We start from the raw sequence: 24,929 nt of genomic DNA, 5'->3' as shown, positions 1-24,929 counted from the left end.
GCGCACCACGTTCGGTATTGTCGATTAAGGTCTGCGGAAGAGTTCGGAGGGCCTTCCTCCGGCGCCGAAGGAGCAACCGCCCCGGAAACTCTCAGGCAAAAGGACCGCAGACCGATGACGCTCTGGAAAGTGGCCGAATCGGTTTCGCTCCGGCCCACCGAAGAGGATAAGGCGCGCTGGCCCGGTCGGCCGTAGGCAGCGCGTCCAATCTTTCAGGTTTCGAGACAGAGGGGGCTCGAGTTGGCGCGCGCGGGAACGTGCGCGAATGAGCCAAGGAGCCTCTGCATGGGCGGCCAAGGTGCTCTCAGTTCGATCCAGGCGCTTCAGCGCACGCCGCTCCATGCCCTGCATGCTGAGCTCGGCGCCCGCATGATGCCGTTCGCCGGCTATGAAATGCCGTTGCACTTTCCCCCCGGCATCCTCAAGGAGCATCTGTACACGCGTGCAGCGGCGGGTTTGTTCGATGTATCGCACATGGGACAAATCGCTTTGCGCCCACTCTCCGGCGATGTCGCGGATGCGGCCCGCGCCCTGGAGCAGCTTGTGCCGATGGATATCGTCGGTCTAGAGCCCGGCCGACAGCGCTATGCATTTTTTACCTCGCCTGCGGGTGGCATCCTCGACGATCTGATGGTCGCCAATCTTGGGGACCGACTGCTGCTTGTCGTCAATGCGGCCCGCAAAGCCGCCGATGAAGTGCACCTCCACGCCAGCCTTTCGGACAAGTGCTCTGTCGAACTTTTGAGCGAGCGAGCGCTCATGGCTCTGCAGGGACCGAAAGCAGCCGCGGCGCTGTCACTGATCGCGCCCGAATGTGGGCACATGAGCTTCATGGATGTGCGCACGCTGGAACTGCTGGGTGCGCCGTGTGTGGTATCCCGATCTGGGTACACGGGCGAGGATGGGTTCGAGATTGCCTGTCATGCGGACATAGCCCGAGAGATCGCGGAAGCGCTGCTCGAGGATCCGGCGGTCGCGCCGGTCGGTCTGGGCGCGCGCGACTCTCTGCGCCTCGAGGCCGGGCTTTGCCTCTACGGATCGGACATTGACGAGACGACGACGCCGGTCGAGGCGGATCTGGCCTGGGCGATCCCAAAGTCACGCCGGCGCCACGGCTCAAGGGAAGGCGGCTTTCCGGGCGCCTCGATCGCCCTTGCTGAGCTCGAGAGCGGGTCCAGGCGTCGGCGCGTTGGTCTTCGCGCAGAGGGCAAGGTTCCGGTGCGTGCGGGCGCGCTGCTGTACGCCGACGAGGATGGGAAGTTCCCAATGGGCGCGGTGACTTCCGGTGGCTTCGGGCCAAGCGTCCAGGCACCGGTCGCTATGGGTTACTTGCCAACCGAGCTTTCTGCACCCGGAACTAGGATCTTCGCCGAGGTCCGCGACAAGCGGCTTGCCGTTGACGTGACCGGCTTGCCTTTCATTGCCACAAAATATGCGCGCATGCGAAGCGAACATTCCAGGAGGGCACCTTGCTGAAATTCACGGACGAGCACGAGTGGCTGAAGCTTGATGGCGACATTGCTACCGTTGGCATAACCGAGCATGCCGCGACGCAGCTGGGAGATCTCGTCTTCGTGGAACTCCCCGAGGTTGGCGCCAAGCTCAAGAAGGGCGACAGGGCGGCGACCGTTGAATCCGTGAAGGCAGCGTCCGACGTCTTCGCACCCCTATCGGGCGAGGTTGTCGCCGCCAATCAGAGCATTGTCGATGACCCTGCCGTCGTGAACAGTGCCCCAATGGGTGAGGGGTGGTTCTTCAAGCTCAAGCTCGCCCGCGTGGAGGATATGGAGGCGCTGATGGACTTGGACGCCTACAAGGCCCTTATCGCCTGATGGTGATCGTCATGAAGAGCGAAAGATACGAGCCCTACGATTTCGCCAACCGGCGTCACATCGGGCCCTCGCCCGAAGAGATGGCGCAGATGTTGCGCGTGGTTGGCGCGAAAGACCTCGAAGCGCTGATCGACGAAACCATACCGAAGGCGATCCGGCAAACGACGCCGCTGGAATTCGGCCATCCGTTCTCTGAGCGCGGTGCGCTCGACAAATTGCGCGAGACCGCCAACAACAACCGCGTGCTGACCTCCCTCATCGGCCAGGGCTACCACGGCACGATCATGCCGCCGGCGATCCAGCGCAACATCATGGAGAACCCTGCCTGGTATACGGCCTATACGCCCTATCAGCCGGAAATCAGCCAGGGGCGCCTCGAGGCGCTTCTGAACTTCCAGACCCTCGTCAGCGATCTGACAGCGCTCGACATCGCCAACGCGTCCCTGCTCGACGAGGCCACCGCGGCTGCTGAGGCGATGGCGATGGCGCATCGGGTGACAAAGTCGAAGGCGGACGCATTCTTCGTCGATGAGCAGTGTCTGCCCCAGACGATTGCTGTTCTCAGGACCCGCGCCGAGCCGATGGGCTGGAGGCTCATCATCGGCGATCCCATCAAAGGCCTCGATCCCGACGCGGTTTTCGGTGCGATCTTCCAGTACCCTGGCGTCTGCGGAGAATTTCGGGACTTCACCGAGGTCATCGCCAAGCTTCACGCCGCCAAAGCCCTTGCAATAGTGGCCGCCGACCCCCTCGCCCTCACGCTCTTGAAGCCGCCGGGAGAGATGGGCGCCGACATCGCCGTGGGATCAATGCAGCGGTTCGGCATGCCCATGGGGTACGGAGGCCCGCATGCCGCCTACATTGCCGCGAAGGACGCATACAAACGCGCGCTGCCGGGGCGCCTCGTCGGAGTGTCGGTCGATGCCCGGGGCAATCGCGCCTACCGGCTAGCGCTGCAAACGCGCGAGCAGCATATCCGGCGCGGGCAGGCCACGTCGAACATTTGCACCGCGCAGGTGCTTCCCGCAGTCGTCGCGTCGATGTACGCCGTGTTCCACGGCCCCAAAGGACTCAAGGCCATCGCCGAGCGAGTGCACCGCAAAGCCGCACGTCTCGCCGACGGGCTGGCCGCGCTCGGCTTCAAGATTGCCCCTCAATCGTTTTTCGACACGATCACCGTCGAGGTCGGGCCCTACCAAGGGCTCATCATGAAAAACGCCGTCGACAACGGCGTGAACCTGCGCAAGGTTGGCCCCGACCGGATCGGCATCACGGTCGATGAGCGGACGCGGCCGGCAACGCTCGAAGCTGTCTGGCGTGCGTTCGGCGGTTACAACCTCACGTACAAAGACGACTACCCCGAATACCGCCTACCGGAATCCCTTTTGCGTCGATCGAAGTATCTCACGCACCCGGTCTTTCACATGAACCGGGCCGAGAGCGAGATGACGCGCTACATGCGCCGGCTCGCCGATCGCGACCTGGCGCTCGACCGGGCGATGATTCCCCTGGGCTCCTGCACCATGAAGCTCAACGCCACGGCCGAGATGCTCCCCATCACCTGGCCGGAGTTCGCCGAGATTCACCCCTTTGTGCCGGCCGACCAAGCTCGGGGATACGCGGAGCTGATCGAAGACCTTTCCAGAAAGCTGTGTCAGATCACCGGCTACGACGCGATCTCGATGCAGCCGAACTCCGGCGCACAAGGGGAGTACGTGGGGCTACTGACCATTCGCGCCTACCACAGGAGCCGCGGTGAGGCGCATCGGAACGTCTGCCTGATCGCCGCTTCTGCCCACGGCACCAACCCAGCCTCCGCAGCAATGTGCGGGATGCAGGTCGTTGTGATCGGCACCGACGCGCACGGCAACATCGATGTTGACGAATTCCGTGCGCAGGCGACGGAGCACGCGCACGATCTGGCCGCCTGCATGATCACCTACCCGTCGACGCATGGTGTCTTCGAGGAGACGGTACGCGAGATCTGTGAGATCACGCATGCGAATGGCGGACAGGTCTATCTCGACGGCGCCAATCTCAATGCGCTCGTGGGACTGGCCCGGCCTGGAGATATGGGCGCCGACGTTGGGCATCTCAATCTGCACAAGACCTTCTGCATTCCGCACGGCGGCGGCGGCCCGGGCATGGGCCCGATCGGCGTCAAGGCGCACCTCGTTCCCTTCCTGCCGGGGCATCCCGAAATCGACGCCGGGGAGCGATGCGTCTCGGCCGCGCCGTTTGGATCCGCTTCGATATTGCCGATTCCGGCGAGCTACTGCCTCATGATGGGCGGTGAAGGTTTGGCACAGGCCACGCGTGTCGCGATCCTCAACGCCAACTACATCGCGAAGCGACTCGCGGATGCCTACCCCGTGCTCTACACGGGTAGAAATGGACGCGTCGCGCACGAGTGCATCATCGACACGCGCCCGCTCTTAGAAAGCGCCGGAATCGCCGTCGATGACGTCGCCAAACGCCTCATCGATTGCGGCTTCCATCCTCCGACCATGAGCTGGCCGGTTCCCGGCACGCTGATGATCGAACCGACGGAATCGGAGACCAAGGCGGAACTCGACCGTTTCTGCGATGCCATGCTGGCAATCCGCGAGGAAGCACGCGCCATCGCGGAAGGGCGGAGCGATCCCAAAAACAATCCGTTGAAGAACGCGCCGCACACGGTCGAGGATTTGGTCGGCGATTGGCAGCGACCCTACAGCCGCGAGGCAGCTTGCTTCCCGGCGGGCGCTTTCCGCGTCGATAAGTATTGGCCGCCGGTCAACCGCGTCGACAACGTCTACGGCGACCGGAACCTGGTTTGCTCGTGCCCGCCGCTCGATTCGTATGTGAAAGCCGCGGAATAGTCGGCGGTTGCGTGCACCCCGCGGCTGCCAAACATGAAAAAGGGCCGGAAGCGATGCTTCCGGCCAGTTGCACACTTCGGGGAGCTCAGTGTGCCGGGTGAGTGCGCAGGCGCATTGGATCGTAGAACGGCATCTGCACCACCACAGCGCGATGCTCGCCATTGTCATGTACGACGAGCTCGGTTCCGAGCCCGGTAAAACCCGCTTCGATCTGCGCCATAGCCAGCGACTTCATCAGGTGCTGACTGTAAGTGGTGCTGGTGACGACGCCGACCTGCTTGCTGCCAGCGGTGATTTTAGCGCCGGGTTCGATGACCTTCGAGGTGGCGACTTCGAGGCCGGTGATGAACGAGCGCTCCTTGCCCTTGCGCTCGATCAGCGCCTGCTTGCCGACGAAGTCCGGCTTGTTGAGATCAACCGTCCAGCCGGCCCGCACCTCCCACGGCGTCGTGTCCCCGTGCGGCATGTCGAACGGGAAGAACAGCAGGCTTCCCTCGACGCGCACGATGTCGAGGCATGCCCACGAGACGGGGATGATGCCGTGCGACTTGCCGATTTCGAGGATCGTATCCCACAGGTAGTGGGCATCTGCGGCGGAGCAGAAGACCTCATAGCCTCGTTCCGCAGAATAGCCGCCGCGCGCGATGCGGACCTTCTTGCCGAAGAGCGTCGTCGGCTCGTGGCGGAAGTATCCGAGGCCGGCGAGATCCATCGGCGTGTGCGGAGCGAGCGTCGCCAATGCTAGAGGCCCTTGCAGCGAGAGAATGTGGACGTCGTTGTCGCGCTCGATCTTGACATCGTACTTTGCGGCAACCGGCAACATCGCGTCCTCGAACGAGCCGCCGCCGTGCGAGATGCGGAACTCCTCGGGGCCATCGACATAGACGATGACGTCGTCAACGAGCGCGCCCGTCTCGTTGACGATATTGCTGATGTGGGAGTCGCCGGGCTTCGCTTTCGACACGTCGGAGGTGAGAAGGTGATTGAGGAAGGGCAGTGCCTGGCGTCCCGACACGTTGAGCATTTTCAGCATCGAAACATCGAACAGGCCGGCGCGGCAGCGCACCGCGGCGGTCTCCTCGTAAGGGTCCGTCTTGTAGTTCTGCGGAATCGGCATGTCGTTCCAAGCCGTGGAAAGATCCGCGCCGAGTGCAGCGTGGCGATCATTGAGAACCGATTGCCTCGGGAACTTGCTTATCGTCATGGGCGTCTCGCTCCGGTTGCTTTGTGAGTCTTCTGTCTGCGATGCCGAGGGACCATCGTCTGGCCAGCAACCCGGGCTCGTCGGTGCGCCGTCGTCGTACTTCGACAACCATTCGATCGTCGTGTCGCGGTAGCGGGTGAGGCCCTTGTAGTCGACGAGCTCGGGCGGCAGCGTCTTGAGCACGCGGGGGAAGCGTCGCGCCCACTTGGGCACGGTGACGAGTTCGCTCATCTTGATGAGGTAGCAGCGGATGGAGAACAGGATGGCGTTCGAGCGCGGCAGGCGCCACAAGCCTTGCAGCTCGACACGCAGATGAACCTTGTCGCCGACGTTCTCCGGCGTCACGGTCGTACGATCGACGCCCCACTTGTCAAAGTTTTCCGGGCTCGTATCGAGACGCGGGTTGATGGTCATCGTCCAGTTGAGGCGACGCACCGGATGACCATTCTGCAGGTTCAACAGGAACTTTAGCGCCCGCTCAAAAACCCGCGCCTTGTGGGCCAAGGGTACGGGGCCGTGCCACTCGGTGAAGTTCATGCCGACGTCGAAATCGAGCGACCAATCGGCCTGTGCGGTGATGATGCCCGCGTCCATCCAGAGTTGGTTGTCGCGCTGGTCCTGCAGCGAGAAATCACCCTGGCATTGCCGGCCGATATACTCCATCGGCCCGTACGGCAGCGTCGTCTCGTCACCGAAGGTAAAGCGCTGCTCGATATTTAGCGGCCGGTTGATCCAATGCCACTGGTTGCCGGCGCGGTTGAGCGTGAAGTGCTCGAGGTAGTGCGCTGCCATCGACGTCATCAGCAGCTCGAGCATGTCCCACTGCGCCGGCATCATGTGAGGCAAGGCCTGGCAGCGCCGCGGATCCTTCTCGAGCACCAGCGCGCGATCGCGCATTTCCGAGACGTAATGCTCGTCGATGTCGATCGGGAACTCGTACACGCTCCCCGTTGGGCCAGCTATATGCGGCTCGATGTTGACCGCGTACATGTACTTGTCTTCGTGGAAGGGAAACGGAAAGCGGCTTATGGCGGCGGGACTGTTCGAGAACGTGAAGTCATCTCGAAATGTCTCGTTCTTGAAGACCAGGCCCATTACTCGTCCTCCGGGATTGTCGAGGCGATTTCGATCAAAGATCGAGCGTGAGAGTGCTGCCCGCGGCACGCGACACGCAGATCATGATCTTTTCGCCGGACTTCTTTTCTTCGTCAGTGAGGTAGTGGTCGTTGTGCTGCAGGGCGCCGTCGCAGGCGACGACACGCGTCTCGCATTGCCCGCATGCACCGCCGCGACACAGGTACTGCGCGTCGATGCCGTGCTGCTCCAGCGCTTCGAGGATGCTCTGTTGAGGCCCGACGACGATGTCGCGCCGCGAACGGGCGAGTTTGACAGTGAAAGAGCGGCCGGGCGGCGGTGCCGTGAAGCGCTCGGAATGCAGGTTCTCCTGCGGCCAGCCGACCGCACGACCGACCTGCAATGCCCAGTTGATCATCGCGGCGGGACCGCAGACGTACATGTGCGTTCCGAGCGGCTGCTCGCTCAGGACGCTTTCCAGCGGAAATGCCTGACCGAGATCCGATCGGTAAAGGTGCACGCGTGAGCCGTAGTCGGCGAGCAGCCGATCGCAGAAGGGTGCGCGGCCGAGGCCTCGCACCTTGTAGTGCAGCTCGAAATTCGCATTCAGCGCCGCCAATTCCTGCATCATGGCAAGGAAGGGCGTGATGCCGATCCCGCCGGCGACCAGGATGTGCTTGTGGCCCTGCCGGGCGATTGGAAATAGGTTCACGGGCTCGCTGATGTGGAGCTCGGTCCCGGGTTGCACGCCGTCATGCATGAAAGCCGAGCCGCCGCGCGAGCTTGCTAGCCGCAGCACGCTGATCTCGTAGCCGCTGCCGTCATCGGGGGCGCTGATCAGCGAGTAGGGGTTCTTCCATACATGGCCGTTCGCGCCATGCATCGTCACCAGAACATGCGACCCGGCCGAGAACACGGGGAGCGCGGCGCCCGACGCGTCGACAAGGCGAAAGCGTTTGACCTCGTCGGCGACGCGCTCGACCTCGGCGACACGCACGCGACGCAATGCGAATGCCGTCATTGGAACAGGACCTGTTGCTCGGGAATCTCTCCAGGAACTTCGGCGTCGGCGCGGACCCCCTGGAAGGCGGCCAGACGTCGCGAATAATGATCGCGGACCGTCAGCATGAGACCGCAGTTGCTGCACCTTACTGGACTGACGGTCACGTCATCAGTCATGCCCTTGCAGTGGACGCATTGCACACGCCGCTTAAGCGAGCCGCGGTGTTCGCAACGCACCGAACGATGGTCCACGCCGAAGCGCGCCGCCCGTTGGACGGTCGAGCCGATCAATGGCTCGCTGCCCGCTGCATAAACGCGGGTTCCCATTTTGGCGCGGAAAAGCCGCTCGCCGAGCGCGGCGACAGCGGCATTGAGATTGGGTAGCGGGATAGTGGCGGCAGGTTTCAGATTTTCAATCTGCGCTTCGAGGGCCTGCGGCGTGACGAAATCCTCGGCGCACAGAAATACGGTCGTCTTGGCCGCAAAGTCCCCGTTGGCGGTTCGCAGCATGTCGGCGACGGCGGCGGCGCCGGCGCGATCACACACGACAATGTTGCTGCTGGCGAACAGATCGGGCTCGAGGCCTGCGTACACTGGCCGGCTTTTTATGTCGCTAATCAGCAATGCTTTCCTCCTCTCGTCGCTGGGATGTCGGCAAGCTGCCAAAAATCAGGCCGGAGCAGTGCGCACACCGCTCCGGCCCAGGACATCAAGCGGGCAACTGGAAGAACCAGTTGGAGGCGAGGACGATCGCGGCACCGACGATCAGCGCCACGTAGGGCAACGCACCCGCCCGTCTCTTGCTGAGATCTGCTGTCGTCAGCCCCAGGTCAGCGAGCATGTGATCGGGGAACTTGCCGCGATCCTGCACGTAGTGACGGAACCAGAAGACCGGCACGATGAGCGCCGCAGCGATCAGGCCGGCCCACAACGCATTGGGGTTCCAAACTTTGGCGCCGGCGCCGAGGAACACCGCGTTGACGTAGGCGAACAGCACGCCGAGCCCCAGGAGCAGGGTCGGCGCTCGCCACGGCCGCACGACATCGCCGTTGTCGACGCGATGGATCCAGCCGGCATTGAGGTTGAGGAAGTTGAAGATGATGTAGCCGACGTTGGACACCGCCAGGATGAAGAAGAAGCTGGTGGCATCCGCGCAGGCGATGGCCAGTACACCGAGGTTGACGATGAGATCGGTCCACATGGCCCGGGTCGGCGCGCCGTGCTCATTCACGTGGCTGAGATATTTCGGCAGCCACCCGTCATACGAGCCCTGGTAGAGGGTGCGCGATGAGCCGGCCATGGCCGTCATGATCGACAGCAACAACGCGAATATCATCAGCATGACGAACAAGTTCGTCACCCAGCCGCTGCTGCTTACCATTTTGCCCATGGCTTCAGCGACGCCGGAGCCGTCGACGATCGGCGTCGCCAGCATGCCCTCGAGGCCGAGGACGCCCTGGAACGCGAACGGTACGAGCGAGAACAGCACGAGGCAGAGGACGCCCGAGTAAAGGATCGCCCTAACCGTATCGGTCTTCGGGTTCTTGAACTCGCTCGTGTAGCAGATGGCCGTCTCGAAAGCGTAGGTCGACCAGGCCGCGATGAACATGCCGCCGAGCACCAACGTCCAGCCGCCGATGTCCCATGAGCCCATTTCGGGCGCATAGGCAGCTTTGAGCGGCGCCAGAGGCGTGTAGTTCGACCAATCGATCTGGCCAGTGATGATCGGCACGATGCCGACAATCAGCATCGGTATGATCACAATCAAGCCGAGGTACTTTTGGACGTTCGCAGTGCCAAGGATGCCGCGATGCTGAATCGCGAAGGTGAGCAGCATCAACAGCGCGCCAATGAAGAAGGCGGCGTTGAGCGAAAAGGATACCGGCCCCAAGGTTCCCGCATGCAGCGTCCAGGAGCGGACGGCGGGCGTTACTGCCGAAATGGCGTCGGCGGACAGAAGCGCAGCGACGCCGTCAGCCGCCGTCTTTCCCGAATTGGCCGCCAGCCATTCGACGACGCGGGGACTTTCAGCGGTGATGGAGGACGCGTGGCTCTGCACCCAGGCTAGAACGGCCGCGTTATCGGCGCCCGGAACAGGGGCAAGCGCGTTCAGGATGTAAGCGGCGGCGATAGAGCAGCCGAGCGAGAGAACGGGCGACCAAGCGATCCAATTGCACCAGACGGAAAGAGGCGCGATGAGCTTGGAGTAGCGAACCCAGGCCGCGGCTCCATAGACGGACGCGCCGCCGGACTTGCTGGGGAACAGGCCGGCTATCTCCGCATAGGTGAAAGCCTGAATGAACCCCATCAGCATCGATACGATCCAGACGAGGAAGGCTACCTTTCCTGCTGTGCCGGCGATGCCGCCAATGGAGAAGAGGACGAGTGCAGGGACGCCGCTCGCGACCCAGAAAGCGCCTCTCCAATCAATGGCTCTATGAAGCTCCCCCGAAGATGCTTGGCCCACCACGGGCGCTTGCAGTATCCCCGTCGTCATTTGCGTGACTCCTCACGTTGCGCCTTGCCCCAAGCACCCGCGCGCTGGCCGAAATGCCGTCCGTGAAGCCACCCATGGCGAGGCGGGTGGAAATAGCCTTGCGCATCAAGACCAAATTGTGCCATACTCAACCACTTCAGACCAATAGGCGCTGGACTGGTCGAGTTTAGATCAAAAAAAATCGCGAGCAAGAGACAATGTTGCCTGTAAGGAAAGTATTTTGCGTGATGGATGCCCTGCGTTTGATCAGTAGATTCGGGGAGTGAACGTAGAGGTCGTCGCGCAAATGCTTGACTCGTATGCGGAATATTTTGCGTGGTTATAAGTGGTTGATTTTGGGCTGATTGCCTGCAATCTAGGCGCCCGCTTTCCCGTTCTGAGAGCAGACGCCCTGAGTGAAAGGCGACCGAGAGAGTGACGAATGGGCGGCCGTTTCCGAGATGATTGGATGGGAATAACGGCTGCGGGCTTTGCGGCCATGGCCGAGGGCCGGCTGGATGACGCGGCTAAGCAGTGGCAGCAGGCAGCACGGGAAGTCGGGCGAGAGGGAGCTTCCGATCCGCTCGGCGCTGCTTCCTACAACAACGCCGGCGTCGCCCATCTACTCGCGTCTGACGCGCACAGGGCCCAGGAGAAGTTTTGCGAGGCCGAGAGGCTCTGGGGGAAATCGCGCGCCCAAATTGAAAGCGCGGAGATACCGATCGCAGGGCGCAGTTCCGTGTTTCATCTTCGCCTCGCCATGGAGCATCATGAAGCTTTCGCGGCGCTACGGCGGCGCAAGCACACGCTAATATGCGCGGCGGCCTGCGCGATCACGAAATTCAACGCCCGTCTCGCACACAGCGTTGCTGACGGCACCCTAGGCAACGCCAAGGCGGATCAGAGCCTGATCCCTACACTATCCGCGGCCTTCGGTCCGAGCTGTGTAGAGATCATGATCCTGCGCGATGCATTAGCCGATGGCGATAGCTCACCCACCACCGCGACCTTTGCCGCTTACCGGGCAAAGGGTGCGCGTCTGGCAGAACCCTCCACGCATACTTATGTCGACAGTGACCGTATCTGCGCCGATCTCGATTGCGCGGCCCAACTCACGGCGCTGATGCATCCTGGCCTTCTGTCAGCGCCGTCGAACGCTGCCGGGGCAACTGACAAAGGTAGACGATGATCGAGACGAGCCTACGAGCGATGGAAGGCCCGGTTGAAACGCCGCCGTGGGAAAGGGATCTCTCGTCCCATCCGATGGTCAAGCAGCGCGTCAAGAGGATCGCGACGCAGATCTTCAATCGCATGGTCTCGGGCGAGTATTCCTTCGGCACGCGCATTCCGGCCGAGCGCGAACTTGCCGACGCGTTTGCGGAGTCGCGCACGACCATCCGGCAGGCTCTCGACTTTCTGGAGACCTTCGGCGCAGTCGCCCGGCGCGCAGGTAGCGGAACCTTCGTTGCCTACCGCGCTGATCCCGCCAAGCGCGCCGGTACCGACGCATCGGGCTACCTCAACATCTCGCTCATCGCCGAGACGATCTCGCCGTTTGAGATGAACGTAGCGGAATCGATTCTCGAGCCCGAGATCGTGAGGTTGGCGACGATCTACATGTCGGTCCGCGATCTGACAAAGCTCGGCCAGCAACTGACGCAACTCGAAGCGATCGTCACCGATGCCGCAGAGTTCGCCGACCTCGAGAAGCAGTTCATGATGACGATCTGCGAAGGGACGCACAATTCGCTCATCGTTACGATGTATCGCATCATGCACGAGGTCCGCCGCCAACCGCAGTGGTGCGCCAACAAGAAGCGGACGCTGACCCCTCTGCGCATCCGCGAAGCGCAGAAGGCGCTTCGATCCCTCTTTACGGCCCTCGAACGGCGAGATGTGGACACCGCCGTCGAGTGCATGCGGCTCTACATATCGAGCACGCAGGAGGACATGATCTACGCCTCACCCTGAGGCCGTGCACCGCGATTAGAAATTACGGCCGCTCGTGCGCCAGCGCCGACGCGACTTGCGCCTCCTCGCGCTGGTCCCACATGAGGTTCATGTTCCGCATGTGCCGGATCAGAACCGCCTTGTTCTTGGACCACCAGCGCACGATCGATGAGAACTCCTGAATGCGCGCGCGCCCATCCTCGATGGTGACAACGGGCCAGTCGCCCACCAGAGCATTGTCTATCCCGAAAAGCTCTCTGCCCCACCAGACGGCTTCGCCGAACGCATGGTGTCCGACCCCGCCGAACTTCATCATGGAAAGCACCGAAAACGGCTCGAACGTGCGGGCACGCTGCACTGCGTTCTTCCAAAGCTCGAGGGTCGAGACGTATTCCCAGGACACCGCACTCCAGGTTCCCGGATAGCGGGCGCAGAACTCCGCGTAGAACTCGTTGGGGTTCTCGAAGTTGATCTGCGAGTCGTTGAGCCGCGGGTCATCGAAATCCGGGAACTGGAAGACGAAGCCCTCCATGAACTCGGGGCTCGTGTGGGCGATGAGGTCGCCATAGTTGTCGCACGTGCAGGAGATCATGCGGCCCTTGAAGCCCCGCTTGAAGGCCTCCTTGGTGAGGGCATGCAGAAACGGCTCGTAGACCGTGTCCCAGCACAAGACGTCCGGGTTTTTGGCCATCAGCTTGTCGACGATGGCGCCGAAGTCCGTCGTTTCGATGGGGAACAGGTGCTCGGCAACGAGGTCCCATCCCGCCACCTCGAATGCCGCCCGATAGGTCGCGATTGAGGGCAGCCCATGAAGGTCGTCCTGCGCACACATGGCGACCGTCTTGAGACCTGGCTCCTGCCGATGCAGCCAGTCGACGCCCGTAACATTGTAGATCGGGTGCACCTCGCTAGGGGCAACCAGCGTCGGTGCGTCCGGCGTGAGGTCGCTCGGCAGCAGCGTCGCAACCAGCATGCGGTGCTTGTTCACGAGATTGCGGACCTCGTCGGTGAAGTCGTTGCCCCCGACCATCAGGATGAATTTTACGCCGTCCTCGTTGATCAGCTTTTTCACCCCCGCCAGTGCCAGATCGGGCTGGAAGTTGCTGTCGAAGGGGATGAGGTCGACCATGAAGCGGCGCATGCCGACCTTGATGCCGCCTGCGGCATTGACGCGGTCGCGCCAGATGAGGCTGCCATTGAGGCCTGGCTCCGCCCACGACTTCAGCTTGCCGGTCAGCGGCGCCAGGAAGCCCACCTTCAGGACGGTTGGCGATCCAAGGCCATGGTCCGCCATCGCGATGGATAGTGCCGAGGCAAGTGAGCTTTTCGAGCGTGCTGCCATCAGCCCAAGACTCTCCTTCGAGTTCCGCGGATCGTGGGTGCCCGGTTGCCCCGCCTAGCGAGCGGGGCGCGAAGCTCAGCCTAGCGCTCACGCCGCGTCCGCCGCAATGCGCCGCCGTGTATTGGGCGAAGGTCAACAAGATCATGTAGCCGGCAACGCTGGTTGCCGGAACGATTGAGTTCGAATCCTGGATGATGGAATGGCGCACCCGAAGGGATTCGACCCCCCTGGCCTCGGCCTTTATTCGTTCGTGGCAACGCTCTCTCAACAATGGCGGGTGATGTGGCGTCGGGCGTGGGGGAGGCGTCCCCACATTTCCCCCACGAAAAAGTAGAAAATCATTTCACATCAAATGCTTGTTTTCCTGAAGGAAATCGCGTGAGTGCAATCGTTCCTGCCGCAACCCCTACAAGAGGACTCACCATCTCGGCTTCGGACGACTAGGCGCCGCCCGGCAGTTGTTGGCGACCGCATCTATACAGAAGCCGACGAGGGCCCCTTGCTGCTGCTTGGTCAGCGCGAGATCCGCTTTGCAGAGTTAGCGGACACCGCTCCAATACCGCCCACCCATCTGCTGTCGGTCGCAGCAATGGCCGAATTGCCCTTGACAGCGGTCATTGGCGTTCCGGCGCAAGACTCCGCATCCTGTCTAGGGGCGCGCTCCGCGGAAGGCTCACCAGTGAATGCGTTCGATGTCCGTAACATTGATCTGCGCGCCGTCGTTGACGCTGATGATGCCGTCCGCATCGTTGGAAAGGATGAGCTCGCCGGCGTTCTGGGTGACGATGCTGCCGGACGTCAGGTTGAGCGTCCAGTCCGTGCCGAACTGCATCGCGCCCGCCGACTGATCGAACTGGACCGTATCCAGCCAGCTGGCGCCGCCGTCGATGTTGTCTGACCCTTGGCCGTGCAGATAGATGAACACGTCGTCGCCGGTCCCGCCGATCAGCGTGTCTGTGCCGGCACCGCCGGTCAGCGTGTCGTTGCCCGCTCCGCCGTCGAGCACGTTGTTGCCCGCATTGCCGGTCAGCGTGTTGTCGAGCGCATTTCCCGTGCCGTTGATGTCGCCGGATCCGGTCAGCGTCAGGTTCTCGACGTTGGCGCCGAGCGTGTACGTGACGCCCGACTGCACCGTGTCGGTTCCCTCGCTGGCGTTCTCCGTCACCGTGTCGCCGGCCGCGTTGACGACGTAGGTGTCGTTGCCGATACCGCCGCTCATGGCGTCATTGCCGGTGCCGCCGTCGAGCGTGTCGTTGCCGGCGCCGCCGGAGAGCACGTTGGCCCCTGAATTGCCGGTGAGGACGTTGTCGAGCGAGTTGCCGGTTGCATTGATGCTGGCCGTCCCGGTCAGCGTCAGGTTCTCGATGTTGGCGCTGAGCGAGTAGGTCACTCCCGACTGCACGGTGTCGGTTCCTTCGCTGGCGTTCTCGACGACCGTGTCGCCGGCCGCGTTGACGACGTAGGTGTCGTCCCCCGCGCCGCCGCTCATGGCGTCGTTGCCGGTGCTGCCGTCGAGGATGTTGTTGCCGGAATTGCCGATCAGGATGTTGGCGCCGGAGTTTCCGGTGGCGTTGATGTTGTCGCTGCCCAGCAGGGTCAGGTTCTCGACGTTGGTGGCGATGGTGAAGCTGACGCTGGACTGTACCGTATCGGTTCCGGCGCTGGCGCCTTCGGTCACCGTGTCGCCCACCGCATCGACAACGTAGACGTCGTTGCCGGCCCCACCGCTCATGGAGTCATTGCCGCCGCCGCCGTCCAGAACGTTCGCTCCGGAGTTGCCGGTGAGCGTGTTGTTCAACGCATTGCCCGTGGCGTCGATGTTCGCCGTTCCGGTCAACGTGAGGTTCTCGAGGTTGGCACCGAGCCCATAGCTGATGCTCGCCTGCACCAAGTCGGTGCCCTCGGACGCGTTCTCGGCCACGCTGTCTCCGGCCGCGTCGACGACGTAGGTGTCGTTACCCGCACCGCCGACCATGGTGTCGTTGCCGGCGCCGCCGGTCAGGATGTTGGCGCCGGTGGTGCCGGTCAGCACGTTGTCGAGCGTGTTGCCGGTGGCGTTGTTGTTGCCGGTGCCGGTCAGCGTGAGATTCTCGACATTGGCGCTGAGCGTGTAGGTCGTGCTCGACTGCACGGTGTCGGTGCCCTCGCTGGCATTCTCGACCACCACATCGCCGGCCGCGTTGACAAAATAGATGTCGTCGCCCGTGCCGCCGCTCATGGTGTCATTGCCGGTGCCGCCGTTCAAAGTATCGTTGCCGGCGCCGCCGTCGAGCGCGTTGGCGCCGGAGTTGCCCGTCAGCACGTTGTCCAGATCGTTGCCGGTGGCGCCGATCCCGCCAGTGCCGGTCAGCGTCAGGTTCTCGACGTTGGCGCTCAGCGTGTAGGAAACACCTGACTGAACCGTATCGGTGCCTTGGTTGACCGCCTCGGTCACCGAGTCACCGACCACATCGACGACGTAGATATCGTCGCCGGCGCCGCCGCTCATCGCGTCGTTGCCGGCGCCGCCGCTCAGCGTGTTGTTGCCGGAGTTGCCGACAAGCGTGTTGTCGAGGGTGTTGCCGGTGGCGTTGACGTTGCCCGTCCCGGTCAGCGTCAGATTGTCGACGTTGGATCCCAGCGTGTAGGAGAGTGCCGTCATGACTGTATCGGTGCCGGCGCTGGCGCCCTCGGTCACAGTGTCGCTGGCCGAGTCCACGACGTATGTGTCGTCGCCTGCGCCGCCGCTCATCGCATCGTTGCCGGCGCCGCCATCGAGCACGTTGTTGCCGGCGTTGCCTGTCAATGTGTTGTTGGCGGCATTGCCGGTGCCGTCGATGTTGTCGGTGCCGGTCAGCGTCAGATTCTCGAGGTTGTCGCCCAGAACATAGCTGATGCTCGCCTGGACGGTGTCGGTACCTTGACCCACCAGCTCGGTAACGACGTCGCCCGCGGCATCGACGACGTAGGTGTCGCTGCCGGCGCCGCCGATCATCGTGTCGTTGCCGGCGCCGCCGGACAGCACGTTGACTCCCGTGTTTCCGGTGAGCGTATTGTCGAGCTCGTTACCCGTAGCATTGATGGCGCTGGTGCCGCCGAGCGTGAGGTTCTCTACGTTGGCGCTGAGCGTGTAGGTGACGCTCGACTGCACCGTGTCAGTGCCCTCATTGGCGCCCTCGACGATCGTATCGCCGGCATTATCGACAATGTAGGTGTCGTTGCCGGTGGCGCCGATCATCGTGTCGCTGCCGGAACCGCCGCTGAGCACGTTGGCGCCGCTGTTGCCGGTCAGCGTGTTGTTGAGCGTGTTGCCGGTGGCGTTGATGTCCGCCGCGCCGCTCAGCGTCAGGTTCTCGACATTGGCACTCAGCGTGTAGGAGACGGCGGACACGACCGTGTCAGTGCCGGCGCTGGTGCCTTCGGTCACCACGTCACTTGCCGCGTCGACGACGTAGGTATCATCCCCGGTGCCCCCGGCCATCGTGTCGGTGCCGGCGCCGCCGTCGAGCACGTTGGCACCGGTGCTACCGGTCAGCGCGTTGTTCGCGGCGTTGCCCGTGGCATTGATGTCTCCGGCGCCCGTGAGCGTCAGGTTCTCGACGTCGCTGCCCAGCACATAGCTGATGCTCGACTGGACGGTGTCTGTGCCCTCGGAAGCGTTCTCGACCACTGTGTCGCCGACGGAATCGACCACATACGTGTCGTTGCCGGCGCCGCCGATCATCGTGTCGTTGCCAGCGCCGCCGGACAGCACGTTGACTCCCGTGTTGCCGGTGAGCGTGTTGTCGAGCGCGTTGCCGGTGGCGTTGATGGCGCCGGTGCCGGTAAGGGTGATGTTCTCGACGTTGTCGCTCAGCGTGTAGGTCGCGCTCGACTGCACCGTGTCGGTGCCTTCGCCGCTCGCCTCGGTCACGACATCGGTGGCGGTGTCGACGACATAAGTGTCGTCACCGGCGCCGCCGCTCATGGTGTCGCTGCCGGAGCTGCCGCTGAGCACGTTGGCGCCGGCGTTGCCGACAAGGGTATTGTTCAACGTGTTGCCAGTGGCGTTGATGTCGGCGCTGCCGGTCAGGGTCAGGTTCTCGACATTGGTGGCAAGCGTGAAGCTGACGCTCGCTTGAACCGTATCCGTGCCCTGGTTGGCGCCCTCGATCACCGTGTCGCCGGCCGCATCGACGATGTACGTATCGTTGCCGGCGCCGCCGCTCATGGCGTCGTTGCCGGCGCCGCCGTCGAGCACGTTGACTCCGCTGTTGCCGGTCAGCGTGTTGTTCAAGGCATTGCCTGTGGCGTCGACGTCAGCTGTCCCCGTCAGCGTGAGGTTCTCGACGTTGTCGGAGAGCGCGTAGCTAACGGACGACTGGATGGTGTCGGTGCCTTCGCTTGCCGCCTCGATTACGGTGTCGCCAGCGGAATCGACCACATAAGTGTCGTTGCCGGCGCCGCCGGCCATGGCGTCGTTGCCGGCGCCGCCCGAAAGCGCGTTTGCCCCGGTGTTTCCGGTGAGCGTGTTGTCCAGCGCGTTGCCGGTGGCATTGATCGCGCCCGTGCCGGTCAGCGTCATGTTCTCGACGTTTGCCCCTAGCGTGTAGCTGACACTCGACTGCACGGTGTCGGTGCCCTCGCCGGTCGACTCGGTCACTGTGTCGGTGGTCGCATCGACGACGTAGGTATCGTCGCCGGCCCCGCCGGCCATCGCGTCGGTCCCGGCGCCACCGCTCAGCACGTTGTTGCCGCTATTGCCGGTGAGTGTGTTGGTGCCGGTGTTGCCGGTTGCATCGATGTCGCCGGTGCCGGTGAGGGTCAAATTCTCCACGTTGGTGCCGAGCGTGAAGCTGACGCTGGCTTGCACCGTGTCGGTGCCCCCGCCCGTGCCTTCTGTCACCGTGTCGCCGGCCGCATCGACGATGTAGGTATCGTTGCCGGCGCCGCCGCTCATGGCATCGTTCCCGGCGCCACCGTCGAGCACGTTGGCTCCGCTGTTGCCGGTCAGCGCGTTGTTAAGGGCGTTGCCGGTCGCATCTAAGGCGCCGCTTCCCGTCAGCGTGAGGTTCTCGACGTTGTCACCGAGCGTGTAGCTGACGCTCGATTGCACCGTGTCGGTGCCTTCGCTTGCCGCCTCGGTCACGGTGTCGCCGGCCGCATCGACCACATAAGTGTCGTTGCCGGCGCCACCGGCCATCGCATCATCGCCGGCGCCTCCGCTCAGCACATTGTTGCCGCTGTTGCCGGTGAGTGTGTTGTCGAGCGTGTTGCCGGTGCCGTTTATGTTGGCGCCTCCCGTTAACGTCAGGTTCTCGATGTTTGCTCCCAGCGTGAAACTGACGCCCGATTGCACGGTGTCGGTGCCTGCACCGGTCGCCTCCGTCACCGTGTCGCCGGTCGCGTCGACGATATAGGTGTCGTCACCGTCGCCGCCGGTCATGGCGTCGCTGCCGGTGCCGCCGTCGAGCGTGTTGTTACCGGAATTGCCGGTGAGCGTGTTGGTGCCGGTGTTGCCGATCCCGCTGATGTCGGCAGACCCAGTGAGGGTCAGGTTCTCGACATTGGATCCGAGCGTATAGCTGAAGTTTGCCTGCACCGTGTCGGTGCCCTGGCCGGATGCCTCCGTGACCGTATCGCCGGAGTCGACCACATACGTGTCGTTGCCGGTCCCGCCGATCAGCGTGTCGCTTCCGGCGCCGCCGTCCAGCGTATCGTTGCCGCTGCTGCCGCTCAGGATGTTGTTGCCGGAATTGCCGGCGAGCGTGTTGGCCAGAGTGTTGCCGGTGCCGTTGATGTCGGCCACCCCCGTGAGCGTCAGGCTCTCAACGTTCGCCGGAAGCACGTAGCTGAAATCCGCCTCCGCCGTGTCGGTACCTTCGCCAGCGGCTTCCGCCACCGTGTCGCCGGAGCCGACGATGTAGGTGTCGTCACCCTCGCCGCCGCTCAGGGCGTCGTTGCCTGCGCCGCCGTCGAGGGTATCGTTGCCCTGCAGCCCCGCGATGGTGTCTTCTTCGCTGGTGCCGATGAGCACGTCGTCACCGGGGGTGCCGATGACGGTGCCGGATTGATTGGTCACCTGGATGACCACTGCTTCTGCGTAGCTGAGGCCGCTCGCGTCGGTCACGGTGACGATCACCTCGTGCGACGTCGCGCTCTCGTAATCGATGTCGGCACCTGTCTTCACCCTGATCTCGTCGCCGACGATCTCAAACAGGCCGGAAGGGTCGTCGCTCAGCGCGTAGGTAAAGGAGGTCGAGTCCGCATCGACTGCGGACAGCGTCGCCACGACCGTTCCAGCCGGGGCATTCTCGGCTACCGAGCCGCCGCCGACTAAGATGTCGGTTGGCGCCAGCGGTTGCACAGGAGCTATCTCCGCTTCCTCCTCCTCCTCGGCCGAGGCGAGGGCGCCGGTCACCAGCTCATCGGCCGCCGCGGCAACCGCGACTCCGGGAGTGTCGGCAGGCAGTAGCTCGCCTGATTCGCGGCCGGTGATGGCGCTCAGCGCCGCAGGGCTGGAGCTTGGATTTCTCGCGGTGGTTTCCGCCGGCGGGGCATCCGGGGCGCCTGCATCGCCGCCCGCATGCGGGGAACGGGAGCGCGTGCTGATGAGCTCCTCGACGGGCGCCGTCTGGCTCTCCGGCTCTTCTGTGGTACGCGTTTCGCCCGCGTCGTCTCCTGCAGCCTGCACACCGCTATCGCTTGTAGTGCTTTGGACCTGCAATTCCACGAACGGCCAGCCGAATTGGTTTGTTTCGGCGACGGGTGGCTGCCCCGTTTGACCCTGGTGCGTATTCGCCAGAGACGAGCCGGGATGGTCCGGCTGCTGCACCGGGGCGGGCGCATCACCGGTTTTTTCGAGCGACTTGAGAGCGTCCGCAACCTCGCCGTCTGCGGCAGGAGGTGGGATGGAAGAGGTCTCGGGGTTGGTGAGCATGGGACGTTCTCAGCGAACGGATGCAGACGAAGGTGAGCCTACGTATCACCCTGTCGATAATGACCTCCCCTACATTGTCCTATGTCTGAATAATTCACCGCTAGATCGCGCTGTGTACTGAATATCGAGTATCGGCAATCTCACTTAGGTTCATTCAGCGTGACATATTGCAGTGCGATATGCAGGCTGAAAATCAGACAACGGAGCGTCAAGCAGGAATTAGGGCTTGTTCGATACTATCCATCGATCCTGACACCGATCGAGCCACCGTGCAGCCCACCATCTCGACATTCGACTCAGCAACACCAAGAACCTCGCCTGCCTCGGATGGCCCCTCCGGCGCGCCTTCAGGCGGGGTGTCGGCTGTTGCCGGCCGAGAGTACCTCCAGCTGTTCGGCAGGACGTTCTCCAGCTTGCCGGCCGACGTGATTGCCGCCTCGGTCGCCATCAATCTGTTGGGCTTGGCGCTGCCGCTGGCAATTCTGCAGGTCTATGACCGCATCATCCCGCGCGCGAGCTGGTCCACTCTCTTCTACCTCGTCCTCTGCGTGTGCATTGTCGTGCTCCTGGAGGCGGTCCTGCGGGTCATGCGCAGCCAAGTCATCGCCTGGGCCGCGATGAAGGAAGCCTGGAGGAACAGTGTCGATGCCGCCGCCCGCGTTGCGCTGGCGCCAGCTCGGGTGCTCCACCGGGAGCCTGCAACTTGGCTGCTGCAACGCTTTCAGGCCATCGGTACGGTTTCGGACTTTCAGCTGAACCCTGCGCGTCTGGTCATCATCGACCTGCCGTTCGTATTGATATTCGTAGCTTTCCTGTTTGCGATAAGCCCCCTGCTCGCGGCCATTCCGTTTGCAATGTTCGTTTTGTTCGCCATCGTCGCAATCATGCAGGGACGCGCGCTGAAGGTCGCCACGGCGGCGCGCGCGCGTTCGGAGGCGAAGACCCGCGATTTCCTGCATGAAACTCTGAGCGGCATCGTCGACGTCAAGGCGCTTGCGATGGAGCAGCAGGTTCTGCGCCGCTTCGAGCGCCTGGAGGAAGCAGCGTCCGGCCATTCCTATAACGTCCATCTGTTGTCCGACAATGCCGTCAGCCTCGCTTCCCTTGCATCCACCACGACGCAGCTGGCGACTGTCACGCTCGGCGCCTTGCTGACGATCAACGGCGACATCACGATCGGCGCGCTGGCGTGCTGCACGATGCTCTCCGGAAGAGTGATGCAGCCGCTGGGGCGCCTGGTCTCGAGCTGGAACGAGATACACTCGGTGATTGTCGCGGAGGAGACGGCGCGGCCGATTTACGAGTTGCCGCGCAATGACCGGCCTGCCCCGGCCATCAATAGAGCGCTACCGGCGCGTGTGGTCTTCGAGGATGTTTCGTTCACCCATGCGGGCAAGCCGGAGCCGATACTGTCAGATGCCAGCTTTTGCATCGAGCCTGGTGCGATCGTTGCGCTGACGGGACCGAACGGCAGCGGCAAGTCGACAGTCGTCCGCCTCGCCCTGGGACGGCTACGTCCGCAGTCAGGCCAGGTTCTGATCGACGGGATACCAGCAACGCTGGCCGAGACCTGCCTCTGCGGCAACCTCGCGCTGGTCGATTATCATGTGGCGTCGATACGCGGCACCGTCCTCAACAATCTCACGATGTACGATGAAGGCAACGACGCCGAGAGGGCACTCTCGATGGCGCGCCTGATCGGCCTCGAAGACGATATCCACGCCCTTCCCCGTGGCTACGACACCCGGCTGGGCGAGGCTGCTAGCGAGCCGATACCGCCGAGCCTGCTGCAGCGCATCGCCATTGTCCGGGCATTGGTTAGTCAGCCGCGGCTCCTGATCCTCGATGAAGCGAACCTCGCGCTCGATTACCGAAGCGACCACCTGCTGGCGCGCGCGCTCCTTTCTCTGAAGGGCAAGGTGACTATCATCATCATTACGAACCGGCCTTCGTTCGCCGCCGTCGCCGACCGCGTCGTCGCGATTCGCGGGCGGAAATTCGTGCAGCTCCATGAAAAGCAATCGATGATGAAATCGGCTGCCTCCTCCAAGGAGGTCGTCGCATGATCCAACCCAATCAGACAGAAAGTGCGAGCAGGATCGAAGACAGAGCGACGGTGGCCGGCAACCTCGCGCGCGAGGGCCCCGCTGCCTCGAGCGCGGACACGCAGCACCACTCGATCGGCTTGGCCGCGGATGCGGGTACGTTCGACCGGTTGCTGCTGGAGATACTAGCCACACTCAGATGGCGCGGAGAGCATCGCCGCTTGTTCGAAGCTCTTCCCCACATGCAGCGGATCGGCTCGTTCACCATGCTGCGTACGGTCCTCGACCGTCTGGACGTGGGCCTGATCATGGTGGAACGCCACGGCCGGCAGTTGGCGGCCAGGGACCTGCCCTACCTGGTAGTGGATGCCGCAACCTGCTGGCTCGTCAGGTCCGTAGGCGGGAAGGCGCAAGTCTACAACGCCGCCGCGCCGTCCGCGAGCGTGGATGCCGACTCACTGCGGGGCACTACCTACCTGCTGAGGATGAACACAGCCGACGAGGCCGCGGCCTGGGCCCCTGTCGATGGGTTTGTCGGAGCCGTCGTGCGGTCGCTCCGCAAACCGATCATAAGGATTGCCGTGTACTCGGCAGCGATCAGTGCGCTCGGCATTGTCCTGTCTCTCTACATCCTGCTCGTCTACGACCTGGTGGTCGCCACAGGTTCGCGCGATACCCTGGCCTTTCTTGCCTTCGGCGCCGCTGTGGGTCTTGCGCTCGAACTTTTTCTCTACGCTCAGCGGTCGAAGCGCATCGCCTACATCGCCTCGCGCTTCGACGGCATCGTCCAGGTTCGAGCACTCTCCGCCGTTGTCAATTTGCCCCTGGCGCTGACGGAGCGGGCGCCGCTCTCGTCGCAGCTCGCGCGCTTCCGGCAGTTCGAGCTCGGCCGCGACCTGTTTGCGGGGCGCCTTGCGTCGGCCCTCATCGATCTGCCCTTCACGCTCCTGTTCCTCGCGATGCTTTTCGTCATCGGCGGCTCTTTGGGATTTGTGCCGCTGGGGATCGCCCTCGTCATGATCGCGCTCGCCGCTTTCTCCGTGCCGGCGTCCTTGGCGCACACGTCGAGGGTTGCCGCCGTCAGGCTCAAGGCGGAGACCATGCTGCTCGAGCTGGCGACCAAGTTTGGCGCCCTGCGAGGTGCTTCCGCTGAACCCAAGTGGCTCGCCCGTTATGGCCGCAAGCTTGCCATCTACGAGCGAGCCCGCTTCGAGAGCATGCGCCAGAGCAACGCGCTGCAGATCACGACCAACGCACTCATCGCCCTTGCCGGGGTTGCCACTCTAGGAGTCGGCGCGCAGCGCGTGATCGAGGGCACGCTGTCGCTGGGCGGCCTGGTCGCCTGCATGATCATCGTGTGGCGAATGCTGGTTCCGCTGCAGATCGTGTCGCTCGGCCTGCCCCGCTTGTGGCAGCTGCGTACGACAATCGGGCAGATCGACGATCTGATGCGCATGCGGCCGGAGCGCGACGAGCCCGCGCCGCTTGTCTACCGGCGACTGCGCGGCAGCATCGCCACTTCGGGGCTCTATCTCAATCTCGGGACGCGCCAGGAGCCGCAGCTGCGGGGCGTCAACATCGACATCCGGCCGGGCGAGACCGTTGTCGTCACGGGGCCCAGCGGCAGTGGCAAGTCGACCCTGCTCAAGGTGCTTCTGGGTCTCTATCCGCAGTACATGGGCACGGTGCGGCTGGGCGGCCTCGACATGCGCCAGCTCGATCCTGCGGAAGTTCGTGCGGCGGTCGGTTATGCGTCCAACCACCTGAACTTCTTTTACGGCACGGTTGCCGACAACCTGCGCTTTGCCTTCCCCGACGCTACCGATCACGACATCGTCGAGGCCTTGGCGGCGGTGGGGATTCGGTTGCCGCATCCTGATCTGCCCGAGGGGATCGAGACGCGCATCAGCGCGACCGCCGCTCGTTCGTTTTCCCAAGGCATGCTGTGCCGCCTGTCGCTGGCTCGCGCCTTCGTCAAGAAGTCCTCGATCATTCTGTTGGATGACGCCTACAGCGGCCTCGACGCCGAAGGCGACGCCGCCCTGATTTCCCACCTCAACACTCTGCGCGGCAACACCACCGTGGTGCTGGTGACCGCTCGACCCAGCCACATGCGGATTGCCGACCGCATCATCATCATGAATGCGGGCACCGTCGCCATGAGCGGCAAGCCGGACAACATCATTCCCAAAATTATGGAAGTCATTCACGCCGAAGTTGCGTGACGACGCGCGCCGGCGCGTCG

13 protein-coding genes, 1 pseudogene and 2 riboswitches are annotated in these 24,929 nt (G+C 63.3%); of the genes and pseudogenes, 7 read left to right on the top strand and 7 right to left on the bottom strand.

Translation table 11 applies throughout. The features are described 5' to 3' along the window. The first annotated feature begins 24 nt into the window (after positions 1–24). Positions 25–117, top strand: a riboswitch (glycine riboswitch). 3 nt (positions 118–120) lie between these two features. Then, positions 121–230: riboswitch (glycine riboswitch) on the top strand. 55 nt (positions 231–285) lie between these two features. The 3 genes from gcvT to gcvP are packed head-to-tail and all read left to right on the top strand — an operon-like array spanning position 286 to position 4,693. Next, the gene (gene gcvT / locus GIW81_RS08635; protein WP_154738829.1) at positions 286–1,476 is read left to right on the top strand and encodes a glycine cleavage system aminomethyltransferase GcvT; all 1,191 of its coding nucleotides are present in this window, start codon (positions 286–288) and stop codon (positions 1,474–1,476) included. Beyond that, complete coding sequence (gene gcvH / locus GIW81_RS08630) at positions 1,470–1,832, top strand: glycine cleavage system protein GcvH (RefSeq protein ID WP_154738828.1); 363 nt, start codon at positions 1,470–1,472, stop codon at positions 1,830–1,832. Before gcvT ends, gcvH begins: the two co-directional genes overlap by 7 nt. An 11-nt stretch (positions 1,833–1,843) precedes the next feature. Beyond that, positions 1,844–4,693 (top strand): aminomethyl-transferring glycine dehydrogenase, encoded by a 2,850-nt coding sequence (gene gcvP / locus GIW81_RS08625; protein ID WP_154738827.1) that lies wholly within the window; start codon positions 1,844–1,846, stop codon positions 4,691–4,693. An 85-nt stretch (positions 4,694–4,778) separates the two neighbouring features. On the opposite strand, the gene GIW81_RS08620 is transcribed toward gcvP, so the two are convergent. The 5 genes and pseudogenes from GIW81_RS08620 to GIW81_RS08600 form a co-directional block, all read right to left on the bottom strand. Beyond that, positions 4,779–5,897: an aminomethyltransferase family protein gene (locus GIW81_RS08620; RefSeq protein ID WP_154739592.1), complete on the bottom strand. Its 1,119-nt coding sequence runs from the start codon at positions 5,895–5,897 to the stop codon at positions 4,779–4,781. A gap of 57 nt (positions 5,898–5,954) precedes the next feature. Next, positions 5,955–6,992, bottom strand: a pseudogene (locus tag GIW81_RS08615) (heme-dependent oxidative N-demethylase family protein); the annotation flags it as partial. A gap of 34 nt (positions 6,993–7,026) precedes the next feature. Then, on the bottom strand, positions 7,027–7,992 hold the full coding sequence (locus GIW81_RS08610; RefSeq protein ID WP_154738826.1) for a PDR/VanB family oxidoreductase: 966 nt from the start codon (positions 7,990–7,992) through the stop codon (positions 7,027–7,029). Continuing rightward, positions 7,989–8,597, bottom strand: a complete 609-nt coding sequence (locus GIW81_RS08605) for a dimethylamine monooxygenase subunit DmmA family protein (protein ID WP_154738825.1) — start codon at positions 8,595–8,597, stop codon at positions 7,989–7,991. The genes GIW81_RS08610 and GIW81_RS08605 overlap by 4 nt, the downstream gene beginning before the upstream one ends. A gap of 85 nt (positions 8,598–8,682) precedes the next feature. Further along, positions 8,683–10,470 (bottom strand): APC family permease, encoded by a 1,788-nt coding sequence (locus GIW81_RS08600; RefSeq protein WP_154738824.1) that lies wholly within the window; start codon positions 10,468–10,470, stop codon positions 8,683–8,685. A gap of 421 nt (positions 10,471–10,891) precedes the next feature. Here GIW81_RS08600 and GIW81_RS08595 point away from each other — a divergent pair, with 421 nt between their 5' ends. Both GIW81_RS08595 and GIW81_RS08590 read left to right on the top strand, forming a co-directional pair. Next, complete coding sequence (locus GIW81_RS08595; RefSeq protein WP_154738823.1) at positions 10,892–11,638, top strand: hypothetical protein; 747 nt, start codon at positions 10,892–10,894, stop codon at positions 11,636–11,638. Then, positions 11,635–12,420 carry a FadR/GntR family transcriptional regulator gene (locus tag GIW81_RS08590; RefSeq protein WP_229309119.1) on the top strand — a complete coding sequence of 262 codons (786 nt, stop codon included), beginning with the start codon at positions 11,635–11,637 and terminating at the stop codon, positions 12,418–12,420. Before GIW81_RS08595 ends, GIW81_RS08590 begins: the two co-directional genes overlap by 4 nt. Positions 12,421–12,442: 22 nt before the next feature. On the opposite strand, the gene GIW81_RS08585 is transcribed toward GIW81_RS08590, so the two are convergent. Next, the gene (locus GIW81_RS08585; RefSeq protein ID WP_154738822.1) at positions 12,443–13,741 is read right to left on the bottom strand and encodes an ABC transporter substrate-binding protein; all 1,299 of its coding nucleotides are present in this window, start codon (positions 13,739–13,741) and stop codon (positions 12,443–12,445) included. A gap of 673 nt (positions 13,742–14,414) precedes the next feature. Continuing rightward, positions 14,415–20,639, bottom strand: coding sequence for a calcium-binding protein (locus GIW81_RS08580; RefSeq protein ID WP_154738821.1), 6,225 nt, complete (start codon positions 20,637–20,639; stop codon positions 14,415–14,417). A gap of 269 nt (positions 20,640–20,908) precedes the next feature. On the opposite strand from GIW81_RS08580, the gene GIW81_RS08575 reads away from it, so the two are divergent. Continuing rightward, positions 20,909–22,705, top strand: a complete 1,797-nt coding sequence (locus GIW81_RS08575; protein WP_195930480.1) for a peptidase domain-containing ABC transporter — start codon at positions 20,909–20,911, stop codon at positions 22,703–22,705. Then, positions 22,702–24,909 carry a peptidase domain-containing ABC transporter gene (locus GIW81_RS08570; RefSeq protein ID WP_154738819.1) on the top strand — a complete coding sequence of 736 codons (2,208 nt, stop codon included), beginning with the start codon at positions 22,702–22,704 and terminating at the stop codon, positions 24,907–24,909. Before GIW81_RS08575 ends, GIW81_RS08570 begins: the two co-directional genes overlap by 4 nt. The last annotated feature ends 20 nt before the right edge of the window (positions 24,910–24,929 follow it).

Origin of the sequence: Hyphomicrobium album (assembly GCF_009708035.1) — a bacterium.
GTDB lineage: Bacteria > Pseudomonadota > Alphaproteobacteria > Rhizobiales > Hyphomicrobiaceae > Hyphomicrobium_A > Hyphomicrobium_A album.
Note: the sequence above shows the minus strand (reverse complement) of the source record. Positions and strands in the feature narration are given on the sequence as shown.